This is a genomic window from Salegentibacter lacus (genome assembly GCF_020164555.1).
Classification (GTDB): Bacteria; Bacteroidota; Bacteroidia; order Flavobacteriales; family Flavobacteriaceae; genus Salegentibacter; species Salegentibacter lacus.
The window spans coordinates 195563-218097 of the sequence record NZ_JAIQZB010000001.1; the positions used below are offsets into that span (position 1 = coordinate 195563).

The window sequence follows — 22535 nt, forward strand, 5'->3', positions numbered from 1 at the left end:
ATTATTAGCGCTGCGGCTTGCCCGCATGTTAAGATTACTTGTTAATTTTAATAGCGTATAACAATGTAATTCCATTAAAGATTTATGAAGGTACAACCGTTTCATTTAGCCATACCGGTTTCAGATTTACAAAAAGCCAGAAAATTTTATAAAGAAACCCTGGGTTGCGGCGAAGGCCGTAGCAGCGATCATTGGGTGGATTTCAACTTTTTTGGTCATCAATTGGTAATTCATTATAAACCTGCAGAAGAAACCGCAAAAGCTCACAGCAACCCGGTAGATGGAAAAGATGTACCGGTACCGCATTTTGGTGTTGTATTGGAATGGGATGTATTTCAGGAATTTGCCAATTTATTGAAATCAAAAAATATAGCTTTTGAAATAGAACCTTACATTCGTTTTGAAGGGCAGGTTGGCGAACAGGCCACTATGTTTTTTAAAGATCCCTGCGGAAATGCCCTGGAATTCAAAGCCTTCAAAAATAAAGACCAAATATTTGCAAAATAACCAACCAATCACTGAAATATGGATAGATTAAAACCGGCACTTGTACGGCAGATCTTCGTACTAATGCTCATCCTCTTTTTAACGGTTTTAATTTTTAAAGAAATTATTCCTTACCTCTCAGGGGTGCTTGGTGCAATTACTTTATACGTTCTTTTACGTAATTGGATGAAAAAATTATTGGCCCGGGGCTGGAAACCTCCGGTTGCGGCTGCGCTCTTAATGGCAGGTTCTTTTGTAGGTATCCTGGTTCCCATTACATTAATTGTAATTATGCTTACTTCTAAAATAAGTAAAGCAGTTGCAAATTCTGAAAGGGTAATTAGAGCAGTAAAAGAACAACTAACTGAGGCGGAAACCTATATTGGCTATAGCTTAAGCGAGTCTATAGACACCTCATCTGTCACCAATTGGATGTCTGGAAATTTACAAAGCCTGGCAGGCGGTACATTTAATGCCTTTATTGCTATTGGTATTATGTATTTTATGCTTTATTATATGCTGGTTAAAAGGGATTCCATGAAATCTTCCCTTATTTCCTATATCCCATTGGGGAATGATAACCTGGAAATAATTGCAAAAGAGAGTGATCAACTTGTAAAATCTAACGCACTGGGTATTCCGCTGGTGGCTATATTCCAGGGAATTATTGCACTTATTGGATACTTGATTTTTGGCGTGCCCGATCCTTTCTTTTGGTTTGTAATTACAGCCATAGGATCTATGATTCCTTTTATAGGAACCGCAATAGGAATTCTTCCGGTAGTGATACTTTTAGTAGCCCAGGGCGATAACTGGCAGGCAATTGCTATGTTGATCTATGGATTTGTAGTAGTTGGATCTACAGATAATTTAATCCGCTTATATATTATAGATCGGCTTGCGGCAGTTCACCCACTTATAACACTATTTGGTGTAATTGTAGGGGTTCAGCTTTTTGGCTTTATAGGATTAATTTTTGGACCATTACTGGTATCCCTATTTTTACTTATTCTAAAAATTTACAAGAAGGAATACGGCAATGCCCACGATAGACTTTAAAATGACTATTAATCACAAAATGAAGAATTATGAATATGTTCAGTAAAAAGAAACAAGAGATTGATGAGGAATACATGAAAAAAGGTGTTTCTAAAGTGAAAGATGGTGATGTAGAAATTACTGCAAATAACCAGGCGGAGATTGAAGATAAAATTGCTAATGCAGGTGCTTTAAGGAAGTATAGCGAACTTGGTAAATTAATGTTTGGAATGCTGAAAGATTATCGAAGTGGTGTTTACAGTAACATTCCCTGGTTTACCATTGCATCTATAGTCTTTGCTCTTCTATATGTTTTGAATCCGTTAGATCTGGTGCCAGATTTTATTCCGGGGTTTGGTTATATAGATGATTTTGCTATTCTAACAATTACATTAAGATTTATTGAAACCGATCTTCATAAATATTTGGACTGGAAACTCGAAGAAGAAGAATAAGCTCCTTATCTTTCTGAATTAAGAGAAATAAAAAAGTCCTCACAGCTTCCGATTGGAAAACCTGTGAGGACTTTTTCTATTTTGAAAACTTCTTAAGCTTTACTTTTTTCTTTTGCTCTTTTCTTATGGCGTTCAGTGGCCAGCAAGGTGTTTTTAAGCAACATAGAAACCGTCATTGGTCCTACTCCACCGGGCACAGGTGTAATATAAGAAGCTCGTTTGCTTACATTTTCAAAATCTACATCGCCTTTAATCACATAACCTTTTTCGGCTTCATCATTTGGTACTCTGGTAATCCCAACGTCAATAATTACAGCATCGTCTTTAATCATTTCGGCTTTAAGAAAATCTGGGATTCCAACAGCGATTATGATAATATCAGCTTGAGAAGTAATCTGGGTAATATTTTTAGTAAACTCGTGGGTTAGGGTTACTGTTGAATTTCCTGGGAAACCACTTCTTCCCATTAAAATACTCATTGGTCTTCCAACTATATAACTTCTACCAATAACTACCGTATGTTTTCCTTTAGTAGGAATATCGTAACGCTCCAGTAATTCCAGAATTCCAAACGGTGTTGCAGGAATAAAGGAAGTCATATCCAAAGCCATTTTCCCAAAGTTGGTAGGATGGAATCCATCTACATCCTTATCTGGGTCTACGGCATTTAATACTTTCTGAGTGTCAATTTGTGGTGGTAAAGGCAACTGAACGATAAATCCGTCTATATCGTCATTTTGGTTTAGCTCCTCGATCTTATCCAAAAGTTCGATTTCACTTACTGTATTGGGAAGGCGATATAAAGAAGATTCAAAACCTACACGTTTGCAAGATTTTACTTTTGCGTTTACATAAGTTAAGCTGGCACCATCGTTCCCGACAATAATCGCAGCCAAATGAGGTACTTTTTCGCCTCTTTTCTTAATCTTTTCAACCTCAGCAGCAATCTCATCTTTAATATCGTTGCTGGTTTTTTTTCCGTCTAAAATAGTCATGTTCAGTTTTCAGTTGGCAGTAGCAGTTGGCAGTTTTCACTCATCGCCAACTCCGAATCTCCCGGGATTATTAATCATAAAGTTTCGAAGTTTTCCAACTTCCTGGCTCTTTTTAATCAATTTTTCTTTTGTATCTAAGTCTATGTATTTGCAAGCATAGGCAAATTCTAACCAACTTTGAGTTTCGGCATTTTCAGCATCACTATCGGTTAATTTACTTATAAAATGTTTCTTGTATCTTCTTTTCCTATAAGCTTCAGCAACATTTACACTTACCGATCTAGAACTTCTTCTTATTTGATCGGTAAGAGAATATGTTTCTTCTTTTGGAAACTTTCTGGAAACTTCAAAAATTTCCATAGCCAAGGCAAATCCTATCTCATAAACACGCAGTGACTTAAAATCCATATTTCAAAATTTAATTTTTACTGCAAACTGAGACTGCTATAACTGCCTACTGGCTCTATTTCATTCCCTTCATCATTTGCATCATCTTCTGGCCGCCACCGCCCTGCATCATCTTCATCATTTTTCCCATTTGGTTGAACTGCTTCAACAACTGGTTCACTTCCTGTACCGTAGTTCCCGAACCTTTACTAATTCGTTTCTTACGGCTTGAATTTATAACTTTCGGGTTGCTGCGTTCTTCAGGAGTCATCGAGTGAATTATTGCTTCAATTCCTTTAAAGGCATCGTCATCAATATCTACATCTTTCAGCATTTTGCCTGCTCCCGGAATCATCCCCATAAGGTCTTTCATAGACCCCATCTTCTTGATTTGCTGTAATTGCTTCAAAAAATCATCAAAACCAAATTGGTTTTTTGCAATTTTCTTCTGAAGTTTTCTCGCTTCCTCTTCATCATATTGTTCCTGGGCACGTTCCACAAGAGAAACAACATCTCCCATTCCCAAAATCCTATCGGCCATACGGTCTGGATAGAACACATCTAACGCGTCCATCTTCTCCCCGGTACCAATAAATTTAATAGGTTTATTAACTACAGATTTAATGGAAATTGCCGCACCACCACGAGTATCACCATCTAATTTTGTAAGGATAACCCCGTCAAAATTCAGCCTTTCGTTAAAAGTTTTTGCGGTATTCACGGCATCCTGACCCGTCATAGAATCTACCACGAATAGAGTCTCGTGCGGTTGGATTGCTTCGTGGATATTTGTGATCTCGGTCATCATCGCCTCATCTACAGCTAAACGACCGGCGGTATCAATAATCACTACATTATGGCCATTTTGCTTAGCGTGCGCAATTGCAGCTTTAGAAATAGCAACAGGATCCTGATTACCTTCATCTGAAAATACCTCAACACCAACCTGCTCTCCAACTACGTGCAACTGATTTATCGCCGCAGGACGGTAAACATCACAGGCAACCAAAAGTGGTTTTTTTGATTTTTTTGTTTTAAGAAAATTCGCAAGTTTTCCTGAAAAAGTAGTTTTACCACTACCCTGCAATCCAGACATCAAAATAATAGAAGGATCACCAGAAAGATTAATCCCTTCGGCTTCCCCACCCATTAATTGGGTAAGTTCATCTTTTACCAGTTTCACCATCATTTGGCCAGGCTTCAATGCGGTCAAAACATCCTGCCCAAGCGCTTTTTCCTTCACGACATTGGTGAAATCTTTGGCTATTTTATAGTTCACATCTGCATCAACCAAAGCACGTCTAACTTCCTTTAAAGTTTCGGCAACGTTTACCTCGGTAATCTGGCCGTGCCCTTTTAAAACGTGTAAGGCATTATCTAACTTATCACTTAAACTATCAAACATAATTTTTCCTATGGTTTAATTTCCCAAAGAGGGTATAATTCTGCCGAGGCTTACCCCGATATTTTAAAAACTTTATTCAATTTAACCTCCAGGATTTATCCCGGAGTTTTGGTTTCGCTTTTTCAACGAATTGCAAATTTAATGATTTGAGCCTGAAGTGAAAACTTTTATTTCAGTTCTCAGTTGTCGGTTCTCTGTTTTCCGTTCTGCTCCAATCTAAAATTAAAATCATCAGCCTTTTTTTCCCTTCGGGGCCAGTGGGCTTTCTACATTCTTTCTGGCACCTGGATTCCCAGCAAACCAAATGAAGATTTTATAACATTGCCCACACTATTCGCCAATTGTACTCTTAAGGTTTTTTCGGTAATATCCTCAGTTCCAAGGATCGTTACATTTTGATAAAATGAATTGAATTCTTTTACCAGATCGTAAGTGTAATTAGCAATTAATGCCGGACTATGATTTTCTGCAGCCAACTGAATTGTTTCAGGATATAACTGAATTTGCTTGATTAATGATCGCTCTTTTTCGTGAAATTCATAGCCATCGGCTACCTGTTTCTTAAAATCGAAATCTGCTTTCCTAATTATAGACTGAATTCTTGCGTAAGTATATTGAATAAACGGCCCTGTATTCCCCTGAAAATCTACCGATTCTTCAGGATTAAAGAGAATTCTTTTTTTAGGGTCTACTTTTAAAATATAGTATTTTAATGCCCCCAAACCGATCATTCGATAAAGCTCTTCCTTTTCAACTTCGGTATAGCCGTCTAATTTCCCTAATTCTTCAGAAATATTCCTGGCGGTTTCGGTCATTTCAGCAATTAGATCGTCGGCATCTACTACCGTACCTTCACGACTTTTCATCTTTCCGCTAGGCAGATCAACCATTCCGTAGCTTAAGTGATACAGATAGTCTGCCCAGTCGAAACCGAGTTTTTTCAGGATTAAAAACAAGACTTTAAAGTGGTAATCTTGCTCATTCCCTACGGTATAAACCATTCCGTTAATATCAAAATCCTTTACCCGTTGAATGGCAGTACCAATATCCTGTGTCATATAAACTGCGGTACCATCGCTACGCAAAACGATCTTTTCGTCCAGTCCTTCCTCGGTAAGATCTATCCAAACACTGCCGTCTTCTTTTTTATAAAAAACGCCCTTTTCAAGCCCCTGGTTTACCACATCTTTCCCAAGCAGGTAAGTATCGCTTTCGTAATAATTCTTATCGAAATCTACGCCTAAAGCATCATAGGTTTTTTCAAATCCGTTGTAAACCCATTGGTTCATTTTCTCCCAAAGGGCAACCACTTCTGGATCGCCGGCTTCCCATTTTAGCAACATTTGCTTGGCTTCAACCAAAATTGGTGCTTCAGCTTTTGCGGCTTCTTCCGTAACACCTTTGGTTTCCATCAATTCGGAAATTTCCTTTTTGTACTCCTGGTCGAATTTTACATAGTAATTCCCGACTAATTTATCGCCTTTTAACCCGGTAGATTCGGGGGTTTCTCCATTTCCGAAACGCTCCCAGGCCAGCATAGATTTACAAATATGAATTCCGCGATCGTTTATGATCTGGGTTTTGTAAGATTTATTTCCGGCGGCACTTAAAATTTCCGCTACAGAAAAACCTAAAAGAATATTCCTTATATGACCTAAATGCAGCGGTTTATTGGTATTTGGTGAAGAATATTCAACCATAATTCCCTGTGCATCTTCAGCAGCAGGAATAATCCCAAAATCTTCCCTGTTTTTCATTTCGTTAAAAAAATCAAGGAAATAGGCATTGCTTAAAACAATGTTTAGAAAACCTTTAACCACATTAAAGCCGGAAACTTCAGTCACATTTTCGGCTAAATAATTTCCAATTTCCTCTCCCAGTTTAACGGGATTGGTCTTTAGTTGACGAAGCATTGGGAACGTCACCAAAGTAATATCACCTTCAAAATCCTTTCGTGTAGGCTGAAATTCTAAGTTATCAATTTCAACATCATAGATCTTTTTAACAGCATCTTTTACGTGGGTAGCGAGGGTACTTTGGAGTTTCATTTCTTACTTCTATTTATTGTTTTAAGCCCTGCAAAGATAACAGAAAATAGGCTTTTGCCTATAATTTACTCGATAATCGAGATTAAACGCATCGAGACTTATCTCGAATTGTAAATTATTTTTTCTCAATGCTTTGTGGACTTACCCCGAAGTAATTTACTTATCTTTAAACAAAAAGCTATGTTATTAAATATCTCCTATAACCGGGCAAAAACCAAAGAGAAAATAGACAAAGAAGTTGGCAAGCCATTTACGCTGCTTGCCCGAATGAAATTAAACGGCACAGGTTCGCCAAAACTGCATATTACCGATACTAGTATTGATATTCACAATCTCCTGGTTTTAGATAATAATGCCAACACCTGTAATGTGGAAATGCGGCCTAACGGGATTATTGTCATGTTTAGGTCTTTACTGGAAACCTACGCACTGATTATTCCTTATTATAAACTTCATCTTTACAAAGGCAAAGCCGAAGAATATTCTATTTATAAAGATCATTCTAAAATAAAGGTAAAGGCCGATACGCCAGCGATACATAAATATTTTAAAAAGATCCTGGACTATAAATCTGATAACGCACTAACACAGGTTGAAGATCTTTAACCATAACTTTACAAAGCCTTCAAAACTTATCTATTTTTGATAATATAAGATTAATTTCTCCTTAATTTTTAATCGGCACTTCTGTAGCAATTTTGCCAAAAAAATTAATGGAATTATTTATTTACGTTTTCGCTGCACTATTTTCAGTGATCAACCCTCTAGGCACAGTTCCGATTTTTGTAGGTCTAACTCAGGAATATTCTGCTCCGGAGCGTTCCAAAACTTCCCTGCTTACTGCTATTAATATTTTTGTAATCCTTGTAATCTCGTTTTTTACCGGGAGATTTATTTTGCATTTCTTCGGAATCAGCATTGAATCACTTAGAATTGCCGGCGGACTAATAATCGTAACTTCGGGATTTGCTTTACTTACCGGTTCTTTTTCAAAACATAAAGGAATGGAAAAAGAAAGAGTGAAAGACGATGCTTTTCAGAGGGATAGTGTTTCTCTTACTCCCCTGGCCATCCCAATGCTGGCGGGACCGGGATCAATTTCGCTTCTTATTGGAATGTATGATGATTACACCGTGATTTCTGAAAAGATCCTTACTATTTTTGCCATTCTTGGCGTTTGTTTAGCGACTTTCTTGGTTTTGAGAAGTTCTCATTACATCGTGAAGATGCTGGGCGCTTCAGGAATTAACGCTATTTCCCGAATTATCGGTTTTATAGTAATCGCAATTGGGATAGAATATATCAGCTCTTCAGTAATCGCTGTATTAAATTCAGCTTTGAACTAAGGTTAACGCTTCCCAAAGGCGAGCCCGCCTATAAGGGCTAAAACGCCGAAACCTATCATCGCGTAAGATTGGGTGTTATCACCGTGGGCTTCAACTTGCAGAGGCCCGGCGTCTATAGCAAATTCTGGAGTAATTAATTGGTACAAGCCGTAAGCAATCATTCCAACCCCAATTATCAAAAGCACTATTTTAAGCACGTTATTCATTTTATAAAGTTTTACTAATCGAGGTGAAAAGTACTAATTTAATTGGTATTTTAAGCTTAAAATTTTTCTATGAGAATTCTTCTTACGGGTGCCAACGGTTATATAGGAATGCGTATGCTCCCTGAACTTCTTGAACAGGGACACGAGGTAATTTGTGCGGTACGGAATAAAAACCGTTTTACTTCCAACAAGGAATTGCTCGAAAAAGCGGAGGTTTTAGAACTGGATTTTTTGGAAGATGAAGAAGCTCCTGAAAAAATAAAGAATATTGATGTAGCTTATTATCTTATTCATTCTATGAGCGGATCAACCGATAATTTTGACACTCAGGAAGCCCAGGCCGCTGAGAATTTCAATAAGATTATGGCCGGCACTTCAGTGAAGCAGGTGATCTATTTAAGCGGAATTATAAACGAAGAAGAGCTTTCCAAACATTTAAAATCAAGAAAAAAAGTTGAAGAAATTCTATATAAAGGAAATTTCAACCTTACCGTTTTGCGAGCCGCCATTATTGTAGGTTCCGGAAGTTCCTCTTTTGAAATTATTCGGGATTTATGTGAAAAATTGCCGGTAATGATTACCCCAAGTTGGGTAGAAACCAAGTGCCAGCCTATTTCCATTCGCGATATCATCAAATTTCTAACAGGTGTTATTGGAAAAGAAGAATGCTACAATGAATCTTTTGACGTGGGCGGACCAGATGTACTCACATATAAAGAAATGATGCTGGGATATGCCAAGGTTCGTAAACTAAAATTATGGATTTTGAGCGTACCGGTTATGTCGCCGAAACTTTCCTCATACTGGCTTTATTTTGTCACCTCAACGTCTTACAAACTTGCACAAAACCTGGTAGACAGTATGAGCGTCGAAGTTATTACCAACGATACACGTTTGCAGGAAATCCTAAATATTGAACCTATATCGTATACGGAAGCTATAGAACTTGCTTTCTACAAAATTGAACAAAATCAGGTGATTTCCAGTTGGAAAGATTCTTTAAGCAGCGGTCGCTTTAGTAAAGAATTAAACAAATACATACAGGTGCCAAAATATGGCTGTCTTCAAGACAACCAATCAGTAAAAGTGGAAAATCCAGATCAGGTTCTGGAGCGTATCTGGGCTATTGGCGGATTAAATGGCTGGTATTACGGAAACTGGTTATGGAAATTTCGCGGTTATATCGATAAACTTTTTGGCGGGGTTGGTTTACGCCGTGGTAGAACCCATCCTAATAAAATTGCATCAGGAGATTCTTTAGATTTCTGGCGGGTTCTTTTAGCTGATAAAGAAGAAAGAAGATTACTGTTATTTGCCGAAATGAAAGTTCCCGGCGAGGCCTGGTTAGAGTTTTGTATCGATAAAGAAAATGTGCTGCACCAAACAGCTACGTTTAGACCCAAAGGTATCTGGGGTCGTCTTTACTGGTATGCGATGTATCCTTTTCATTATTTTATTTTTGAAGGAATGCTTAATAAGATTGCCAAAGGCGAACCAAAAAAGCAAATTGCCTAATCCTTTCTTATTTGTTTAAATTTGAAATACCACTTATTAGCAAACTAAATAAAAACTGAAAAGCAATAAATTTTGAAGCGACTTTCCCGGGAATTTCTTAAAAACCCATTGCTTTATATTTCATCGGGAATTTTGTTTTTTCTCGCGCTTTTCATCTTTTTCTTTACTGAATTCTTCTATAAAATAATCGAAAAAGGATCTATTTGGGTGCGGGAGTTTTTCGGCGGATTTTATTTATGGCTAGGCTTGCTATGTGTCTTCTTCCTTATCTTTATTGCCTTTTCCAGATTTGGAAAAATAAGACTTGGCAAATCCCCTCCCGAATTCGACCGACTTTCATGGATCGCGATGTTATACAGCGCAGGAATGGGCGCGGGTATTTTACTAAGAGCAGTACAGGAACCGGTTTTTATGTTTTTAAATCCGCCCATTGAAACAGGTTCTTCTTCTGAAGTAATCGCCCTGGAATATACTTTCTATCAATGGGGTTTTACCGCCTGGGCTTTTTATGGAATATTCGCACTACTTATCGCCTATGCACTTTTTGTTAGAAAATCTGATATTCTTTTAGGCAACAGCTTACCGCGGTTTAAGAAGATAAAATACCTGCCACAAAGTATAAACCTGCTAACTATTCTGACTACAGTTTTTGGTCTCGTGGCGGCAATAGGTTTGGGAACCACACAAATTGAAGGTGGCATTAGTCACCTCACATCAAAACCTGCCGGAACACTTTGGGTTATACTCCTTTTGGTTTTTGTGGTTTGTCTCTTGGCATTTATTTCGGCTTTCGCCGGAATTAAAAAAGGCATAAAAAGAATTTCCAACTGGAATATTTATATCACGGTAATTCTAATGCTCTTTGTCTTTTTCCAGATAGATATGTTGAAGGTTTTTAGTCAGTTTTTCGAGTCGTTTTACAAGTATATCGTAGATTTTGTCCCGCTTAGTTTAGCCCTTGGAAAGTACAATCCCGGAAAAGAATTTTTAACGGACTGGACATACTATTACTGGGCATTTTGGTTAGCCTGGGCGCCATTCACCGGAATTTTCATCGCCCGAATTTCTAAAGGAAGAAGCATCAGAGAAATGATTTTGGGAGTTTTGCTTATTCCTTCGCTCGGCAGTTTCTTTTGGTTTAGTGTTTTTGGTTCTGCTTCTTTTGACTTGATTGGAAATATGAATTCCTACAACGGGGAATTTGATAATGTTTTCACTTCCCTATTTCGCTTTTTTGAAGCTTTTCCACTTTCAGATTTCACTAATATCGTGACGATAATTTTATTAATTAGTTTTTTAGTGACCTCGGTAGATTCGGCTATTTATGTGCTGAGTATGTTTAGTGATAAAGGAAAGGAACATCCAAGAAAAAAATTCAGGTTGATTTGGGCCGTTTTAATCCTTGTTTTCTCTGAAGCAATTATTCTGCTTGGGAATATAAAACCTGACAGCAATGTACTTACCGCAATGCAAAAGTTTTTAATAATAAGCTCCCTCCCATTTGCATTTTTTACCGCCGGGATTATGGTGTTGTTTTTAAGGGAATTATACAAGAAACACTAAAACCCCTCTGGTTTGCGGCCACCCTGCCCGACTTAGTAGTCGTTCAGACGGGCTAACCTTAAAAAATATGTGAAACTAAGCCTTCGGTAGAAACACCTCTGCCATCATACAACGAGCGCTACCACCTCCGCAAGTTTCTATTACATCCAGGTCACTGCTCAAAATCTCGCAATGCTTCTCAATTTTGGTGATTTGATCCTGAGTTAAACTTTTATGAGCCTTAGTGCTCATTACCAGGTATTTCTTATCAAAGGCACCCTGTACCTGCAACATATTACCGGCGAACTCGTGCATTTGTGCTTCAGTAATTGCAATTACTTCCTTGCCGTCATCTTTTAAATGTTTCAGTACATTTTTACGTTCCTTACTATCGTCTATCGTGTCTAAACAGATAACTGCAAAATTTTCAGCTAAGCACATCATCACATTCGTGTGATAAATGGCCTTTCTTTTCCCACCTACACTTTGATTAGCGTTAAAAATAACCGGTGTAAATTCAAAATCTTCACAAAATTCTATCAGAAGATCCTCATCTGCCCTCGGAGACAAAGCGCAGTAAGCCTTTCGGTTTTTGCGATCCAGCAATAGGCTACCGGTACCTTCCAGAAATAAATCATGCTCTTCAGCAGATGTGTAATCTATTATTTGGGTGATCTTAAATCCGTTTTCCTCTAATTTGGCAAAATACTCCATACGGCGCTCTTTTCTCCTGTTTTCAGCAAACATTGGATATAAAGCGATATTCCCATTTTCATGAAAGGAAACCCAGTTATTCGGAAAAATAGAATCAGGCGTATCGTCTTCCAGCTTATCGTCTACTACAATAACATTCACGCCTACTTTTCTAAGCTTTGAAGCGAATTCATCGAATTCAGCCTGGGCGCGTTCATTTACATTATCCGCCGAAAGGTCTTTTTGAAAATAGTTGTTTACCGCGGTTTGTTCGTTCATTCTAAACGCAACCGGGCGCACCATTAATATTGTATCTGTAATCTGTCTCATAATTCTATTCTCTAATTAAAGGTAAAGTGGAACAACGCAAAAGCCCTTCCTGCTTGGAAATTTCAGCATAAGGCACTTCTTCTACGGTAATGCCATGTTCCCTTAACCAGGCATTTAATCTTGTAAAATTTTTTTCCGAAATCACCACATTTTCATCAATAGAGAAGATATTGGAATTCATATAATACATCTCATCACGGGAAATTTCAAATACATTTTCTTTTCCGAAGAGATTTACCAACCAGTTATATTCTTCTTCTTCGAGAAAACCATTTCTATGAATTATGGCTTTGCCTTTGCCTACAGGTTGAAAACAGCAATCCAGGTGCAAGGCATTATCACGAGGTTCGGTATTTGATTTTCTTAAGTTAAAAGAAACCACTTTTTTATTCGGAAATAATTCCTGCAAAGCTTCTACCGCCTGCACGTTGGTTCGCGCCGTGATATAATCTTTATAGTCTTCACCACGATAAGTTCCTACCAGAATATAATCCCCTAATGGCATTACATCACCACCTTCTATATGGGCTTCTTCGGGTAACTGAAGTATTTTTGAAGGATCTATCCGTTCAATTACATGACTGATAGCTTCAATTTCCTGTTCCCGATCTGGCAGAATGTTGGATTTTACAAATTTATCCTCAATCACGAAAGCGATATCCCGGGTAAAAATCTGGTTATAATCTTTTATGACTTTTGGCCTAAAAACCTGTACATCATACTTTTTAAGAACTTTGGCTACAGCTTCCATTTCCTCTACCATATCCTCCTCTTTGGGGTAAGACCCCATCCTGATGAATTCGGCTGATTTTGGATCGTATGCCTCTTCAAGAGAGGGAACGGGACCGTTACTTTCTGCTGTACCTAAAACTACCGCTTTAAGGCGGGAAGTCTCATTATTGATATTCAATTTCACAAGTAAAATTTTCACCAAATATAGAAAAAGCTTCATACGATGATGAAGCTTTTTCCGAATTTATTAATATGTGAAAGATATTCTTATCTTTTTTCAACTTCTTTAAATTCACGCAGGTTTTCACCTGTGTAAATTTGACGTGGACGACCAATTGGTTCTTTCATCAATCTCATTTCTCTCCATTGAGCGATCCAACCCGGAAGTCTACCAAGTGCGAACATTACAGTAAACATTTCTACCGGAATACCTAATGCACGGTAAATAATTCCTGAATAGAAATCTACATTTGGATATAATTTTCTATCTACGAAATATTGATCTTCTAAAGCTTCTTTTTCAAGTCCTTTAGCAATGTCTAATACCGGATCGTCTACACCAAGTTGTCCAAGAACTTCGTCTGCAGATTTTTTAATGATCTTAGCACGAGGATCGAAGTTTTTATATACACGGTGACCAAAGCCCATGAGACGGAAAGGATCTTCCTTGTCTTTAGCTTTTGCCATAAATTTCTTGGTGTCACCACCATCTTCTTTAATTCTTTCCAGCATTTCTATCACTGCCTGGTTAGCACCACCGTGAAGTGGCCCCCAAAGTGCAGAAATTCCAGCTGAAATTGAAGCGAAAAGTCCTGCGTGAGAAGAACCTACCATTCTTACCGTAGAAGTAGAACAATTTTGCTCGTGATCTGCATGAAGAATTAATAATTTATCTAATGCATCAATAACCGCTTTGTCTACTTTGTAGCTCTTTCCTGGTTTTTCGAACATCATTTTATGAAGGTTCTCTACATAACCAAGTGAATCGTCGCCGTAGTTTAACGGAAGGCTATTTTTCTTTCTAAGTGTCCAGGCTGCAAGAACCGGGAACTTACCAAGTATTTTTACGATGGCCTTATACATCTCTTCTTCAGATTCAACATTTACTGAAGATGGATTAAAGGCAATGAGAGCACTGGTTAAAGAAGAAAGCACGCCCATTGGATGCGCAGATTTTGGAAAACCATCAAGGATTTTCTTCATTTCCTCATCTACCGTAGACTCTTCTTTAATATCAGCATAGAATTTATCTAGCTGAGTCTTAGTAGGTAATTCCCCAAAAATAAGGAGATAAGCTACTTCAAGAAAATCGGCTTTTTCTGCCAAGGACTCTATGGAGTAACCGCGGTATCTTAAAATTCCTTCTTCCCCGTTAAGAAAAGTAATGGCACTCTCACAGCTACCTGTATTTTTATAACCACGATCCAGGGTAATTACTCCTGCTTCAGCTCGCAGTTTCTTAATATCTATTCCCAGTTCGTTTTCAGTTCCTTCTACAACGGGAAATTCATATTTTTTCCCATCTATTTCAATCGTCGCAACTTTTGACATATCTTAATTTTATATACTTGATTCAACTTATTTTCGAGAGTTGCTAATTTAAGAAATCTACTGTTAATTTTGCGTTAAGCATAGATAAGATTTTCATTGAAACAACCGATTTTGAGCGGTTTTTTGCTGAATTGTCTCCAAAAAAAATCCCTTTTGAAATTTCTTCAAAAGGGATTTGATTTTTATTAGAATCCTCTAATTAGATTTTAAAAGCTTTTCGCTTTGGAAAATAAGCTACTTCGCCTAATTCCTCTTCTATTCTAATTAGCTGATTGTACTTAGCCATACGGTCACTTCTTGAAGCTGAACCGGTTTTGATCTGGCCGGTATTTAAAGCTACAGCAAGATCGGCAATGGTGTTATCTTCGGTTTCTCCCGAACGGTGAGACATTACCGAAGTAAAGCCGGCGTTGTGCGCCATATTTACTGCTGCAATAGTTTCTGTAAGCGTACCAATTTGATTCACTTTAATAAGGATTGAATTAGCTATTCCTTCTTCAATTCCTCTTGAAAGTCTTTCAACGTTTGTTACAAAAAGATCGTCTCCAACCAATTGAACTTTGTCTCCAATTTTATCGGTTAAAGCTTTCCACCCATCCCAATCATTTTCGTCCATTCCATCTTCAATAGAAATGATAGGATATTTAGAAGAAAGTTCGGCAAGATATTCAGCTTGTTCTTCGCTAGATCTTATTTTTCCACCTTCACCTTCAAATTTTTTATAATCGTATTTTCCGTTTTCATAGAATTCAGCAGCGGCACAATCTAAAGCGATCATTACATCGTCTCCACCTTTGTAACCAGCATTCTTGATAGCTTTAAGAATAGTCTCTAAAGCATCTTCTGTTCCGTCTAATTTTGGCGCGAAACCACCTTCATCACCAACAGCAGTACTTAAACCACGATCGTGTAGTACTTTTTTAAGATGATGAAAAATTTCAGTTCCCATTTTTAATGCGTGAGAAAAGCTTTCTGCTTTTACCGGCATTACCATAAATTCCTGAAATGCGATAGGCGCATCACTATGCGAACCACCGTTTATAATATTCATCATTGGAACTGGAAGCGTACTAGCGCTTACCCCACCGATGTAACGGTATAATGGCAAACCAAGTTCGTTTGCTGCAGCTTTAGCTACGGCAAGAGAAACTCCTAAAATAGCGTTTGCTCCTAACTTTGCTTTATTTGGCGTTCCATCTATTTCAATCATTGCTTTATCAATCAGGTTTTGTTCAAAAACAGAATAACCCAATAATTCTTCAGCAATTATATCATTTACATTTTCTACGGCTTTAGTAACACCTTTTCCCATATAATCATCACCACCATCACGAAGCTCAACTGCTTCGTGCTCACCGGTAGAAGCTCCTGAAGGCACTGCTGCTCTTCCTAAAATTCCATTTTCAGTTAAAACATCTACTTCTACGGTTGGATTTCCTCTTGAGTCAAAAATTTGACGGGCGTGAATATTTATTATTACACTCATAATCTTCTTTAATTAGTTAATTAATTTAAATGCAAGATACAAATTGAAGCCCAAAATAGCGAGTGAAACTGGTAGTTTTAAAGCATTTATAACATTATGGAAACACTAAATGGTTTTCGAAAAGAAAGTACTTAGAAGAATCTCAGGAAAAGCTTTTATTTGTTACGGATTTGATTACAACCCAAAAAGAAATGGATTTCCAAACTTTAGTATGAATAATTTAAAAAAGCCTTAATTTGGAATGAGTATCTTTTAATCGTTTTCTGAGCCGAAAGGATTGTAATAAAATCTAAATCCCAAACCTATGGTAGAAGTTGAAGCTGACTGTATAAACGCATCTTCTGCTGAAAACTGCATTGTGTCCCAAACATCATTAGCATTAATCAGAGTATAATGAAGGGAAAGTGCAAACCAGTATTTTGGAGTGATTTGCAAGCCTTCAAACCCTATCGAGAAACTCCAAAAGGAAGTTTTAAATTTAGATTCCTCGCTTTCTTTTGGTCCTATGTATCGATTATTAGGACCACTATACTCCAGATAAGCTGCCTCTCCTTTTAATCTGCCTATATGGTATTTTGGGGAAAAGGTGATATAAGCATCTTCATCACCAAATTTAAGTTTTGGATTCAAGGTAAGTACTGAAAATTTAAATCGTTGCCTTAAAAGCCCTTCAATTGGATTATCAATATTGAAATTTTCACCAAAAATACTTCTTTCCTGAAGCAGCCCGCCCCCAAAGTCAAAACCTATCTCAGGAGCAAAGAATTTGATTTGGTAAATTTGAGACCCTATTGAAAATTTTGCAAAGCCGTTATTCTCAAAAGCAGTATGCCGGTACATTTCAATACCTCCGTAGAAAACAGGATGCTTCTGAGCCTGGATTTCAGAAATACAAAGAAGTAAAAGACTGAATAAAATTAATTTGAAAGAAGCCATCCAAGTCTAATTCCTATGATTGGCGAAAAATATGAATCACCCAGTTCATCAAAACCATATCCAGCTCCTAAATTCAGATCTAATTTAAAACCACTGCTATAATAACGCTGTAAACCCCATACCGGTCCTATAGTTCCAAAATAATCTTCAGTATATTCAATATTCCCAATAATTGGTTTTCCCGATTGAAGGTTACCACTTAGTGCTATGTAATTTGCGCTATTATTTTTTACTGTTTTATTTTTTTCAATTCTATTATTAAAATTATAATAATAACGATACTGCGCAGAAAAGACCGGAAAGATCGCAAAGAATTTTCCAGATGAACCTGCGCCAAAAGCAAAAGCAGAGGAGCCAGCCCTTAAATCAAGCGTAGTAGCATTTGTAAGTCCATATTCGTATTCCAAACCGGGAGTTAAGATGTTAACTGATAACAATCCATCTTCAACCGAAGCTCGATCTTGTGCATTGATGGATAAAAATGAGAAATAGCAAAAGCTAAGTAGTAGTATTTTTTTCACTGATGATTTTTTGATGAATGAGGCCGCAATTTAGAATAAAATCAGTTTTCACAAAAGAAAAGCCCAAAATCTTTAAATTTTGGGCTTTTACATCAATATTTATAAAATATTTTTAAGCTTTTACTCCTTTTATCCTATCCATAAATTCATCAAAAAGATAACTGGCATCGTGGGGACCCGGACTCGCTTCCGGATGGTATTGTACAGAGAAACAATTCTTGTTCTTCATCGCAATACCACCAACAGTATTATCATTTAAGCAAATATGGGTGATTTCTACTTCCGTATTTGCTTCAGTTTCAGCTTTATCTACCGAGAAACCGTGATTTTGAGAAGTAATTTCTCCTTTTCCTGTTTTCAGGTTTTTTACCGGGTGGTTTATACCGCGGTGACCGTGATGCATTTTATAGGTTTTAATTCCGTTGGCAATGGCTATTATCTGGTGCCCAAGACAAATACCAAACAATGGATGATCCTTTTCTAAAATGGCTTTCGTTAAACTAATCGCACTCTCTAAAGGTTGTGGATCTCCGGGACCGTTTGAAAGAAAATAGCCATCGGGATTCCATTCGCTCATTTCTTCGTAAGTCGCATCGTATGGAAAAACCTTTACATACACATCGCGTTGCTCAAAATTGCGAAGAATATTCTTTTTAATTCCCACGTCGAGGGCTGCGATTTTATAAGTCGCATTTTCATTTCCGAAATAATAAGGCTCTTTTGTTGATACTTTAGAAGCAAGCTCCAATCCGTTCATATCGGGTACTTCGGCGAGCTCCTTTCTCAAGCCCTCAATATTGTCGACATCGGTAGAAATAATGGCGTTCATAGCGCCATTTTCTCGAATATAAGTTACCAAAGCACGCGTATCTATATCAGAAATCGCAAAAAGATTACTATCGTCTAAAAATTCCTGAAGTGACTTATCAGCAGCTGGGCGGGAATGGGTATAACTAAAATTTTTACAGATAAGTCCGGCGATCTTAGCTTTATCAGATTCACTTTCTTCAGCTAAGGTTCCGTAATTCCCAATATGCGCATTGGTAGTTACCATAAGCTGACCGTAGTAGGAAGGATCTGTAAAGATCTCCTGGTAACCGGTCATCCCGGTATTAAAACAAACTTCTCCAACGGCTTTGCCGTCTTTGTCTCCTACAGCCTTACCGTGAAAGATAGTGCCGTCTTCCAGTAAGATAATCGCTTTTTTTCGGGTTTGGTATTTCATTTTAATTTATTTGTTGTGTTGCTGGTATTTCCGCCTACGCGGAAAAGACTATTTAATTTTAATATATAAAAAAAGGATAAACCCAGAGAGTTTATCCTTTTTAAAAATTAGAACTTTAAAAGATTCATTTCTATTCCTCTTTTTTGTCTTCTTTATTTTCTGAAGATTTCTCTTCTGTTTTTCCTTCTGCCTTTGGAGCATTTGGAGTAGCATCAGTAGATTTCTTTCTACCCGCTCTACGTGTAGATTTCTTCTTCTCTGTTTTACTTAGGTTGTAAGTTTCGTTGTAATCAACTAACTCGATAAGGGCCATATCGGCATTATCTCCAAGACGATTACCTAACTTAATTACCCTTGTGTATCCACCCGGGCGGTCACCAACTTTAGGAGCTACATCACGAAACAATTCGGCTACAGCTTCCTTTTGACGAAGTTTACTAAATACCAACCTACGATTGTGAGTTGTATCTACTTTAGACTTAGTTACCAAAGGCTCTACAAAAACTTTTAGGGCTTTTGCTTTAGCTACGGTGGTATTGATTCTCTTGTGCTCTATAAGAGAGCAGGCCATATTGGCTAGCATAGACTTTCTGTGAGCGGTCTTTCTACCTAAATGGTTAATTTTCTTTCCGTGTCTCATTGTTTTGTTCTTAATTCATTTTCCCAAAGCGCGATCTTCTGCCGGCTTTTATGGAAAACTACTTATGTATTAGTCCTTATCTAATTTGTATTTTGAAAGATCCATACCAAAGTTAAGTCCTTTGTTACTTACCAGCTCTTCAAGCTCTGTCAAAGATTTCTTTCCAAAGTTTCTAAACTTCATCAAGTCATTTTTATTGTAAGACACAAGGTCTCCCAGGGTATCAACTTCTGCCGCTTTTAAGCAATTTAAAGCTCTTACTGAAAGATCCATATCTACCAACTTGGTTTTTAGCAACTGTCTCATGTGAAGGGATTCTTCATCATAAGTTTCAGTTTGTGCTATTTCATCAGCTTCAAGCGTAATACGCTCGTCAGAGAATAACATAAAGTGGTGGATAAGTGTTTTTGCAGCTTCAGTAAGTGCATCTTTTGGATGTATAGAACCATCGCTTACGATTTCAAAAACCAATTTTTCATAATCGGTTTTTTGCTCTACACGATAGTTTTCAATACTATACTTAACGTTCTTTATTGGTGTATAAATAGAATCCGTAAATATAGTTCCAAGAGGTGCGTTGGCTTTTTTGTTTTCTTCGGCCGGAACATAACCTCTACCTTTTTCTATGGTCATCTCCATATTCAGGTTTACTTTCTTGTCTGCAGTACAGATCACCTGATCTGGGTTTAGGACTTGAAAGCCTGAAATGAATTTTTGAAAGTGACCGGCAGTAATTTGTTCTTCTCCAGTTATAGAAATGGTAACGGCTTCGTTATCTATTTCATCAATTTGCCTTTTGAACCTTACTTGTTTAAGGTTCAGGATAATTTCTGTTACGTCTTCCACAACTCCAGGAATAGCGGAGAATTCGTGATCTACGCCTTCTATACGAATTGAAGTGATTGCATAACCTTCTAATGAAGATAAAAGCACTCTCCTTAAAGCGTTACCAACGGTTAATCCATAGCCGGGTTCCAAAGGGCGAAATTCAAATTTCCCTTCGAAATCGGTTGAATCAATCATTATAACTTTATCGGGCTTCTGAAAATTTAGTATTGCCATATTACGACTTCTGTGAATTATTATTTCGAATATAATTCGACGATGAATTGTTCATTTATGTTTTCCGGAATCTGAATACGTCCGGGTACTGAAACAAAAGTTCCTTGTTTTGTCTCGTTATTCCAGGTAATCCATTCGTAAACACTGCTATTATTAGCTAGTGAATCCTGGATAGCCTGTAAAGATTTTGATTTTTCACGAACACTAACTACATCACCCGCTTTCAATTGGTAAGACGGTATATTTACCAACTCGCCATTAACCGTAATGTGTCTGTGAGATACAAATTGTCTTGCTGCGCTTCTAGTTGGGGCAATACCCATTCTATAAACTACATTATCAAGACGTGATTCACAAAGTTGAAGTAGAACTTCACCGGTGATCCCTTGCGCTCTAGTAGCTTTTTTAAACATATTGCTAAACTGACGCTCAAGAATACCATAAGTATACTTTGCTTTTTGCTTTTCCATTAACTGGATAGCATATTCAGATTTTTTACCGCGACGACGGTTGTTACCGTGTTGTCCCGGAGGATAATTTCTTTTCTCAAAAGACTTGTCGTCTCCAAAAATAGCTTCACCGAATTTACGGGCTATTTTAGTCTTTGGACCAGTATATCTTGCCATTAACTTTGAATTTAGAAGAAAGGGATTATGAATTAAGGTCTCTGTCCTTCGATAATCTTAACTCCTCTCTTATTGTTATACTAATTATTAAACTCTACGTCTCTTAGGAGGACGACATCCGTTGTGTGGTAATGGAGTAACATCAATAATTTCAGTTACTTCAATCCCGTTGTTATGAAGCGAGCGGATAGCAGATTCTCTACCATTCCCCGGCCCTTTAACGTAAACTTTAACTTTGCGCAAACCAGCTTCGTGAGCTACTTTAGACGCGTCTTCTGCAGCTAACTGGGCAGCATAAGGAGTATTCTTTTTAGAACCTCTAAAACCCATTTTTCCCGCAGATGACCAAGAAATAACATCTCCCTTTTTATTAGTAAGGGAAACAATAATGTTATTAAAAGAAGCCGTAACGTGCGCTTGTCCTACGGACTCAACGGTTACTTTACGCTTTTTTTGAACTGTCTTCTTTGCCATATTAATTACTATTTAGTCGCTTTCTTCTTGTTAGCAACTGTTTTTCTTCTACCTTTTCTGGTTCTTGAGTTATTTTTGGTTCTCTGTCCTCTAAGTGGCAAACCACTTCTGTGACGAATACCTCTATAACATCCAATATCCATTAGACGCTTAATACTCAATTGAACCTCTGTACGTAATTCTCCTTCGATTGTAAAATCACCAACAGCTTCACGGATACGACCAATTTCATCATCGTCCCAATCTAAAACTTTTTTGCTTTCATCTACTTTGGCCTGGCTAAGGATCTTTTGAGCCCTGCTTCTACCAATTCCGAAGATATAGGTCAATGCTATAACTCCTCGCTTTTGTTTAGGTATATCTACCCCTGCAATTCTTGCCATAATTAGCCTTGTCTTTGTTTAAATCTAGGATTCTTTTTGTTAATTACGTAAAGGCGCCCTTTTCTGCGTACTATCTTGCAGTCGGCACTTCTTTTCTTTACTGATGCTCTAACTTTCATCTCTTTAGTTTTTTACAATTCACTGATATTTGAATGTGCTCAAAATCAGGATTTCAGCATTCATAATTTTTTCAGGTTGCAAAAGTACTGAAAATTTTATAAATAGCTCAAATTACTTTTAGTATCTGTATGTTATACGAGCCTTACTTAAATCGTAAGGACTCATTTCCAGTTTTACTTTATCTCCGGGTAACAATTTAATGTAGTGCATACGCATCTTCCCAGAGATATGAGCTGTCACAACGTGACCATTTTCCAATTCTACACGGAACATCGCATTAGATAATGCTTCTATAATTGTTCCGTCTTGTTCTATTGCCGGTTGTTTTGCCAT

Annotated in this window: 26 protein-coding genes; 7 read left to right on the forward strand and 19 right to left on the reverse strand. The window is 37.5% G+C overall.

All coding sequences use genetic code 11. From position 1 onward, the window contains the following. Positions 1 to 84 precede the first annotated feature (84 nt). From LB465_RS00910 to LB465_RS00920, 3 genes are read left to right on the forward strand one after another with little or no spacing between them, the layout of a single operon-like run. Positions 85 to 507 carry a VOC family protein gene (locus tag LB465_RS00910; protein WP_224466013.1) on the forward strand — a complete coding sequence of 141 codons (423 nt, stop codon included), beginning with the start codon at positions 85 to 87 and terminating at the stop codon, positions 505 to 507. Between the two features lie 18 nt (positions 508 to 525). After that, entirely contained in the window at positions 526 to 1545 is a 1020-nt protein-coding gene (locus LB465_RS00915) for an AI-2E family transporter (protein WP_224466016.1), read from the forward strand. A gap of 29 nt (positions 1546 to 1574) precedes the next feature. Next, the gene (locus LB465_RS00920) at positions 1575 to 1979 is read left to right on the forward strand and encodes a YkvA family protein (RefSeq protein WP_317198413.1); all 405 of its coding nucleotides are present in this window, start codon (positions 1575 to 1577) and stop codon (positions 1977 to 1979) included. Positions 1980 to 2071: 92 nt separating this feature from the next. Here LB465_RS00920 and LB465_RS00925 read toward each other — a convergent pair whose 3' ends face one another. The 4 genes from LB465_RS00925 to argS form a co-directional block, all read right to left on the reverse strand. Further along, entirely contained in the window at positions 2072 to 2974 is a 903-nt protein-coding gene (locus LB465_RS00925) for a bifunctional 5,10-methylenetetrahydrofolate dehydrogenase/5,10-methenyltetrahydrofolate cyclohydrolase (protein WP_224466017.1), read from the reverse strand. A gap of 36 nt (positions 2975 to 3010) precedes the next feature. Then, positions 3011 to 3382 carry a four helix bundle protein gene (locus tag LB465_RS00930; RefSeq protein WP_224466019.1) on the reverse strand — a complete coding sequence of 124 codons (372 nt, stop codon included), beginning with the start codon at positions 3380 to 3382 and terminating at the stop codon, positions 3011 to 3013. 55 nt (positions 3383 to 3437) lie between these two features. Continuing rightward, complete coding sequence (gene ffh / locus LB465_RS00935; protein WP_224466022.1) at positions 3438 to 4766, reverse strand: signal recognition particle protein; 1329 nt, start codon at positions 4764 to 4766, stop codon at positions 3438 to 3440. 266 nt (positions 4767 to 5032) lie between these two features. Further along, on the reverse strand, positions 5033 to 6814 hold the full coding sequence (argS, locus tag LB465_RS00940; protein ID WP_224466024.1) for an arginine--tRNA ligase: 1782 nt from the start codon (positions 6812 to 6814) through the stop codon (positions 5033 to 5035). A gap of 180 nt (positions 6815 to 6994) precedes the next feature. On the opposite strand from argS, the gene LB465_RS00945 reads away from it, so the two are divergent. Both LB465_RS00945 and LB465_RS00950 read left to right on the forward strand, forming a co-directional pair. Continuing rightward, positions 6995 to 7420 carry a hypothetical protein gene (locus LB465_RS00945; RefSeq protein ID WP_224466025.1) on the forward strand — a complete coding sequence of 142 codons (426 nt, stop codon included), beginning with the start codon at positions 6995 to 6997 and terminating at the stop codon, positions 7418 to 7420. A 107-nt stretch (positions 7421 to 7527) separates the two neighbouring features. Next, the gene (locus LB465_RS00950) at positions 7528 to 8160 is read left to right on the forward strand and encodes a MarC family protein (protein ID WP_224466027.1); all 633 of its coding nucleotides are present in this window, start codon (positions 7528 to 7530) and stop codon (positions 8158 to 8160) included. Positions 8161 to 8162: 2 nt separating this feature from the next. On the opposite strand, the gene LB465_RS00955 is transcribed toward LB465_RS00950, so the two are convergent. Beyond that, complete coding sequence (locus tag LB465_RS00955; protein ID WP_224466029.1) at positions 8163 to 8366, reverse strand: hypothetical protein; 204 nt, start codon at positions 8364 to 8366, stop codon at positions 8163 to 8165. A 69-nt stretch (positions 8367 to 8435) separates the two neighbouring features. Here LB465_RS00955 and LB465_RS00960 point away from each other — a divergent pair, with 69 nt between their 5' ends. Then, a complete protein-coding gene (locus tag LB465_RS00960) occupies positions 8436 to 9881 on the forward strand; it encodes an SDR family oxidoreductase (protein WP_224466031.1) in 1446 nt (481 codons plus the stop codon). 72 nt (positions 9882 to 9953) lie between these two features. Further along, complete coding sequence (locus LB465_RS00965; protein WP_224466033.1) at positions 9954 to 11444, forward strand: BCCT family transporter; 1491 nt, start codon at positions 9954 to 9956, stop codon at positions 11442 to 11444. A 75-nt stretch (positions 11445 to 11519) separates the two neighbouring features. On the opposite strand, the gene ctlX is transcribed toward LB465_RS00965, so the two are convergent. The 14 genes from ctlX to infA all read right to left on the reverse strand — a co-directional run bounded on the left by ctlX (position 11520) and on the right by infA (position 22535). Beyond that, on the reverse strand, positions 11520 to 12446 hold the full coding sequence (gene ctlX, locus LB465_RS00970) for a citrulline utilization hydrolase CtlX (RefSeq protein ID WP_224466034.1): 927 nt from the start codon (positions 12444 to 12446) through the stop codon (positions 11520 to 11522). Positions 12447 to 12450: 4 nt separating this feature from the next. Next, positions 12451 to 13398, reverse strand: a complete 948-nt coding sequence (locus LB465_RS00975) for a dimethylarginine dimethylaminohydrolase family protein (RefSeq protein WP_224466036.1) — start codon at positions 13396 to 13398, stop codon at positions 12451 to 12453. A 47-nt stretch (positions 13399 to 13445) separates the two neighbouring features. After that, complete coding sequence (locus LB465_RS00980; protein WP_224466037.1) at positions 13446 to 14729, reverse strand: citrate synthase; 1284 nt, start codon at positions 14727 to 14729, stop codon at positions 13446 to 13448. A gap of 199 nt (positions 14730 to 14928) precedes the next feature. Then, positions 14929 to 16215: a phosphopyruvate hydratase gene (eno, locus tag LB465_RS00985; protein WP_224466040.1), complete on the reverse strand. Its 1287-nt coding sequence runs from the start codon at positions 16213 to 16215 to the stop codon at positions 14929 to 14931. Positions 16216 to 16467: 252 nt separating this feature from the next. After that, positions 16468 to 17151, reverse strand: a complete 684-nt coding sequence (locus LB465_RS00990) for a hypothetical protein (protein WP_224466041.1) — start codon at positions 17149 to 17151, stop codon at positions 16468 to 16470. Then, entirely contained in the window at positions 17133 to 17672 is a 540-nt protein-coding gene (locus tag LB465_RS00995) for a DUF3575 domain-containing protein (protein WP_224466042.1), read from the reverse strand. Before LB465_RS00995 ends, LB465_RS00990 begins: the two co-directional genes overlap by 19 nt. Positions 17673 to 17784: 112 nt before the next feature. Beyond that, positions 17785 to 18897: a glutamine-hydrolyzing carbamoyl-phosphate synthase small subunit gene (carA, locus tag LB465_RS01000; RefSeq protein ID WP_224466044.1), complete on the reverse strand. Its 1113-nt coding sequence runs from the start codon at positions 18895 to 18897 to the stop codon at positions 17785 to 17787. A 130-nt stretch (positions 18898 to 19027) separates the two neighbouring features. Further along, positions 19028 to 19537 carry a 50S ribosomal protein L17 gene (rplQ, locus tag LB465_RS01005; RefSeq protein ID WP_224466046.1) on the reverse strand — a complete coding sequence of 170 codons (510 nt, stop codon included), beginning with the start codon at positions 19535 to 19537 and terminating at the stop codon, positions 19028 to 19030. Positions 19538 to 19606: 69 nt separating this feature from the next. Beyond that, on the reverse strand, positions 19607 to 20599 hold the full coding sequence (locus LB465_RS01010) for a DNA-directed RNA polymerase subunit alpha (protein ID WP_224466047.1): 993 nt from the start codon (positions 20597 to 20599) through the stop codon (positions 19607 to 19609). A 20-nt stretch (positions 20600 to 20619) separates the two neighbouring features. After that, a complete protein-coding gene (gene rpsD / locus LB465_RS01015) occupies positions 20620 to 21225 on the reverse strand; it encodes a 30S ribosomal protein S4 (protein WP_079712965.1) in 606 nt (201 codons plus the stop codon). Between the two features lie 87 nt (positions 21226 to 21312). Beyond that, positions 21313 to 21699 (reverse strand): 30S ribosomal protein S11, encoded by a 387-nt coding sequence (gene rpsK / locus LB465_RS01020; protein WP_224466049.1) that lies wholly within the window; start codon positions 21697 to 21699, stop codon positions 21313 to 21315. 8 nt (positions 21700 to 21707) lie between these two features. Then, positions 21708 to 22082 (reverse strand): 30S ribosomal protein S13, encoded by a 375-nt coding sequence (rpsM, locus tag LB465_RS01025; RefSeq protein WP_224466051.1) that lies wholly within the window; start codon positions 22080 to 22082, stop codon positions 21708 to 21710. A 2-nt stretch (positions 22083 to 22084) separates the two neighbouring features. Then, on the reverse strand, positions 22085 to 22201 hold the full coding sequence (gene ykgO / locus LB465_RS01030) for a type B 50S ribosomal protein L36 (protein WP_013305171.1): 117 nt from the start codon (positions 22199 to 22201) through the stop codon (positions 22085 to 22087). Positions 22202 to 22319: 118 nt separating this feature from the next. Beyond that, entirely contained in the window at positions 22320 to 22535 is a 216-nt protein-coding gene (gene infA, locus LB465_RS01035) for a translation initiation factor IF-1 (RefSeq protein WP_013073244.1), read from the reverse strand.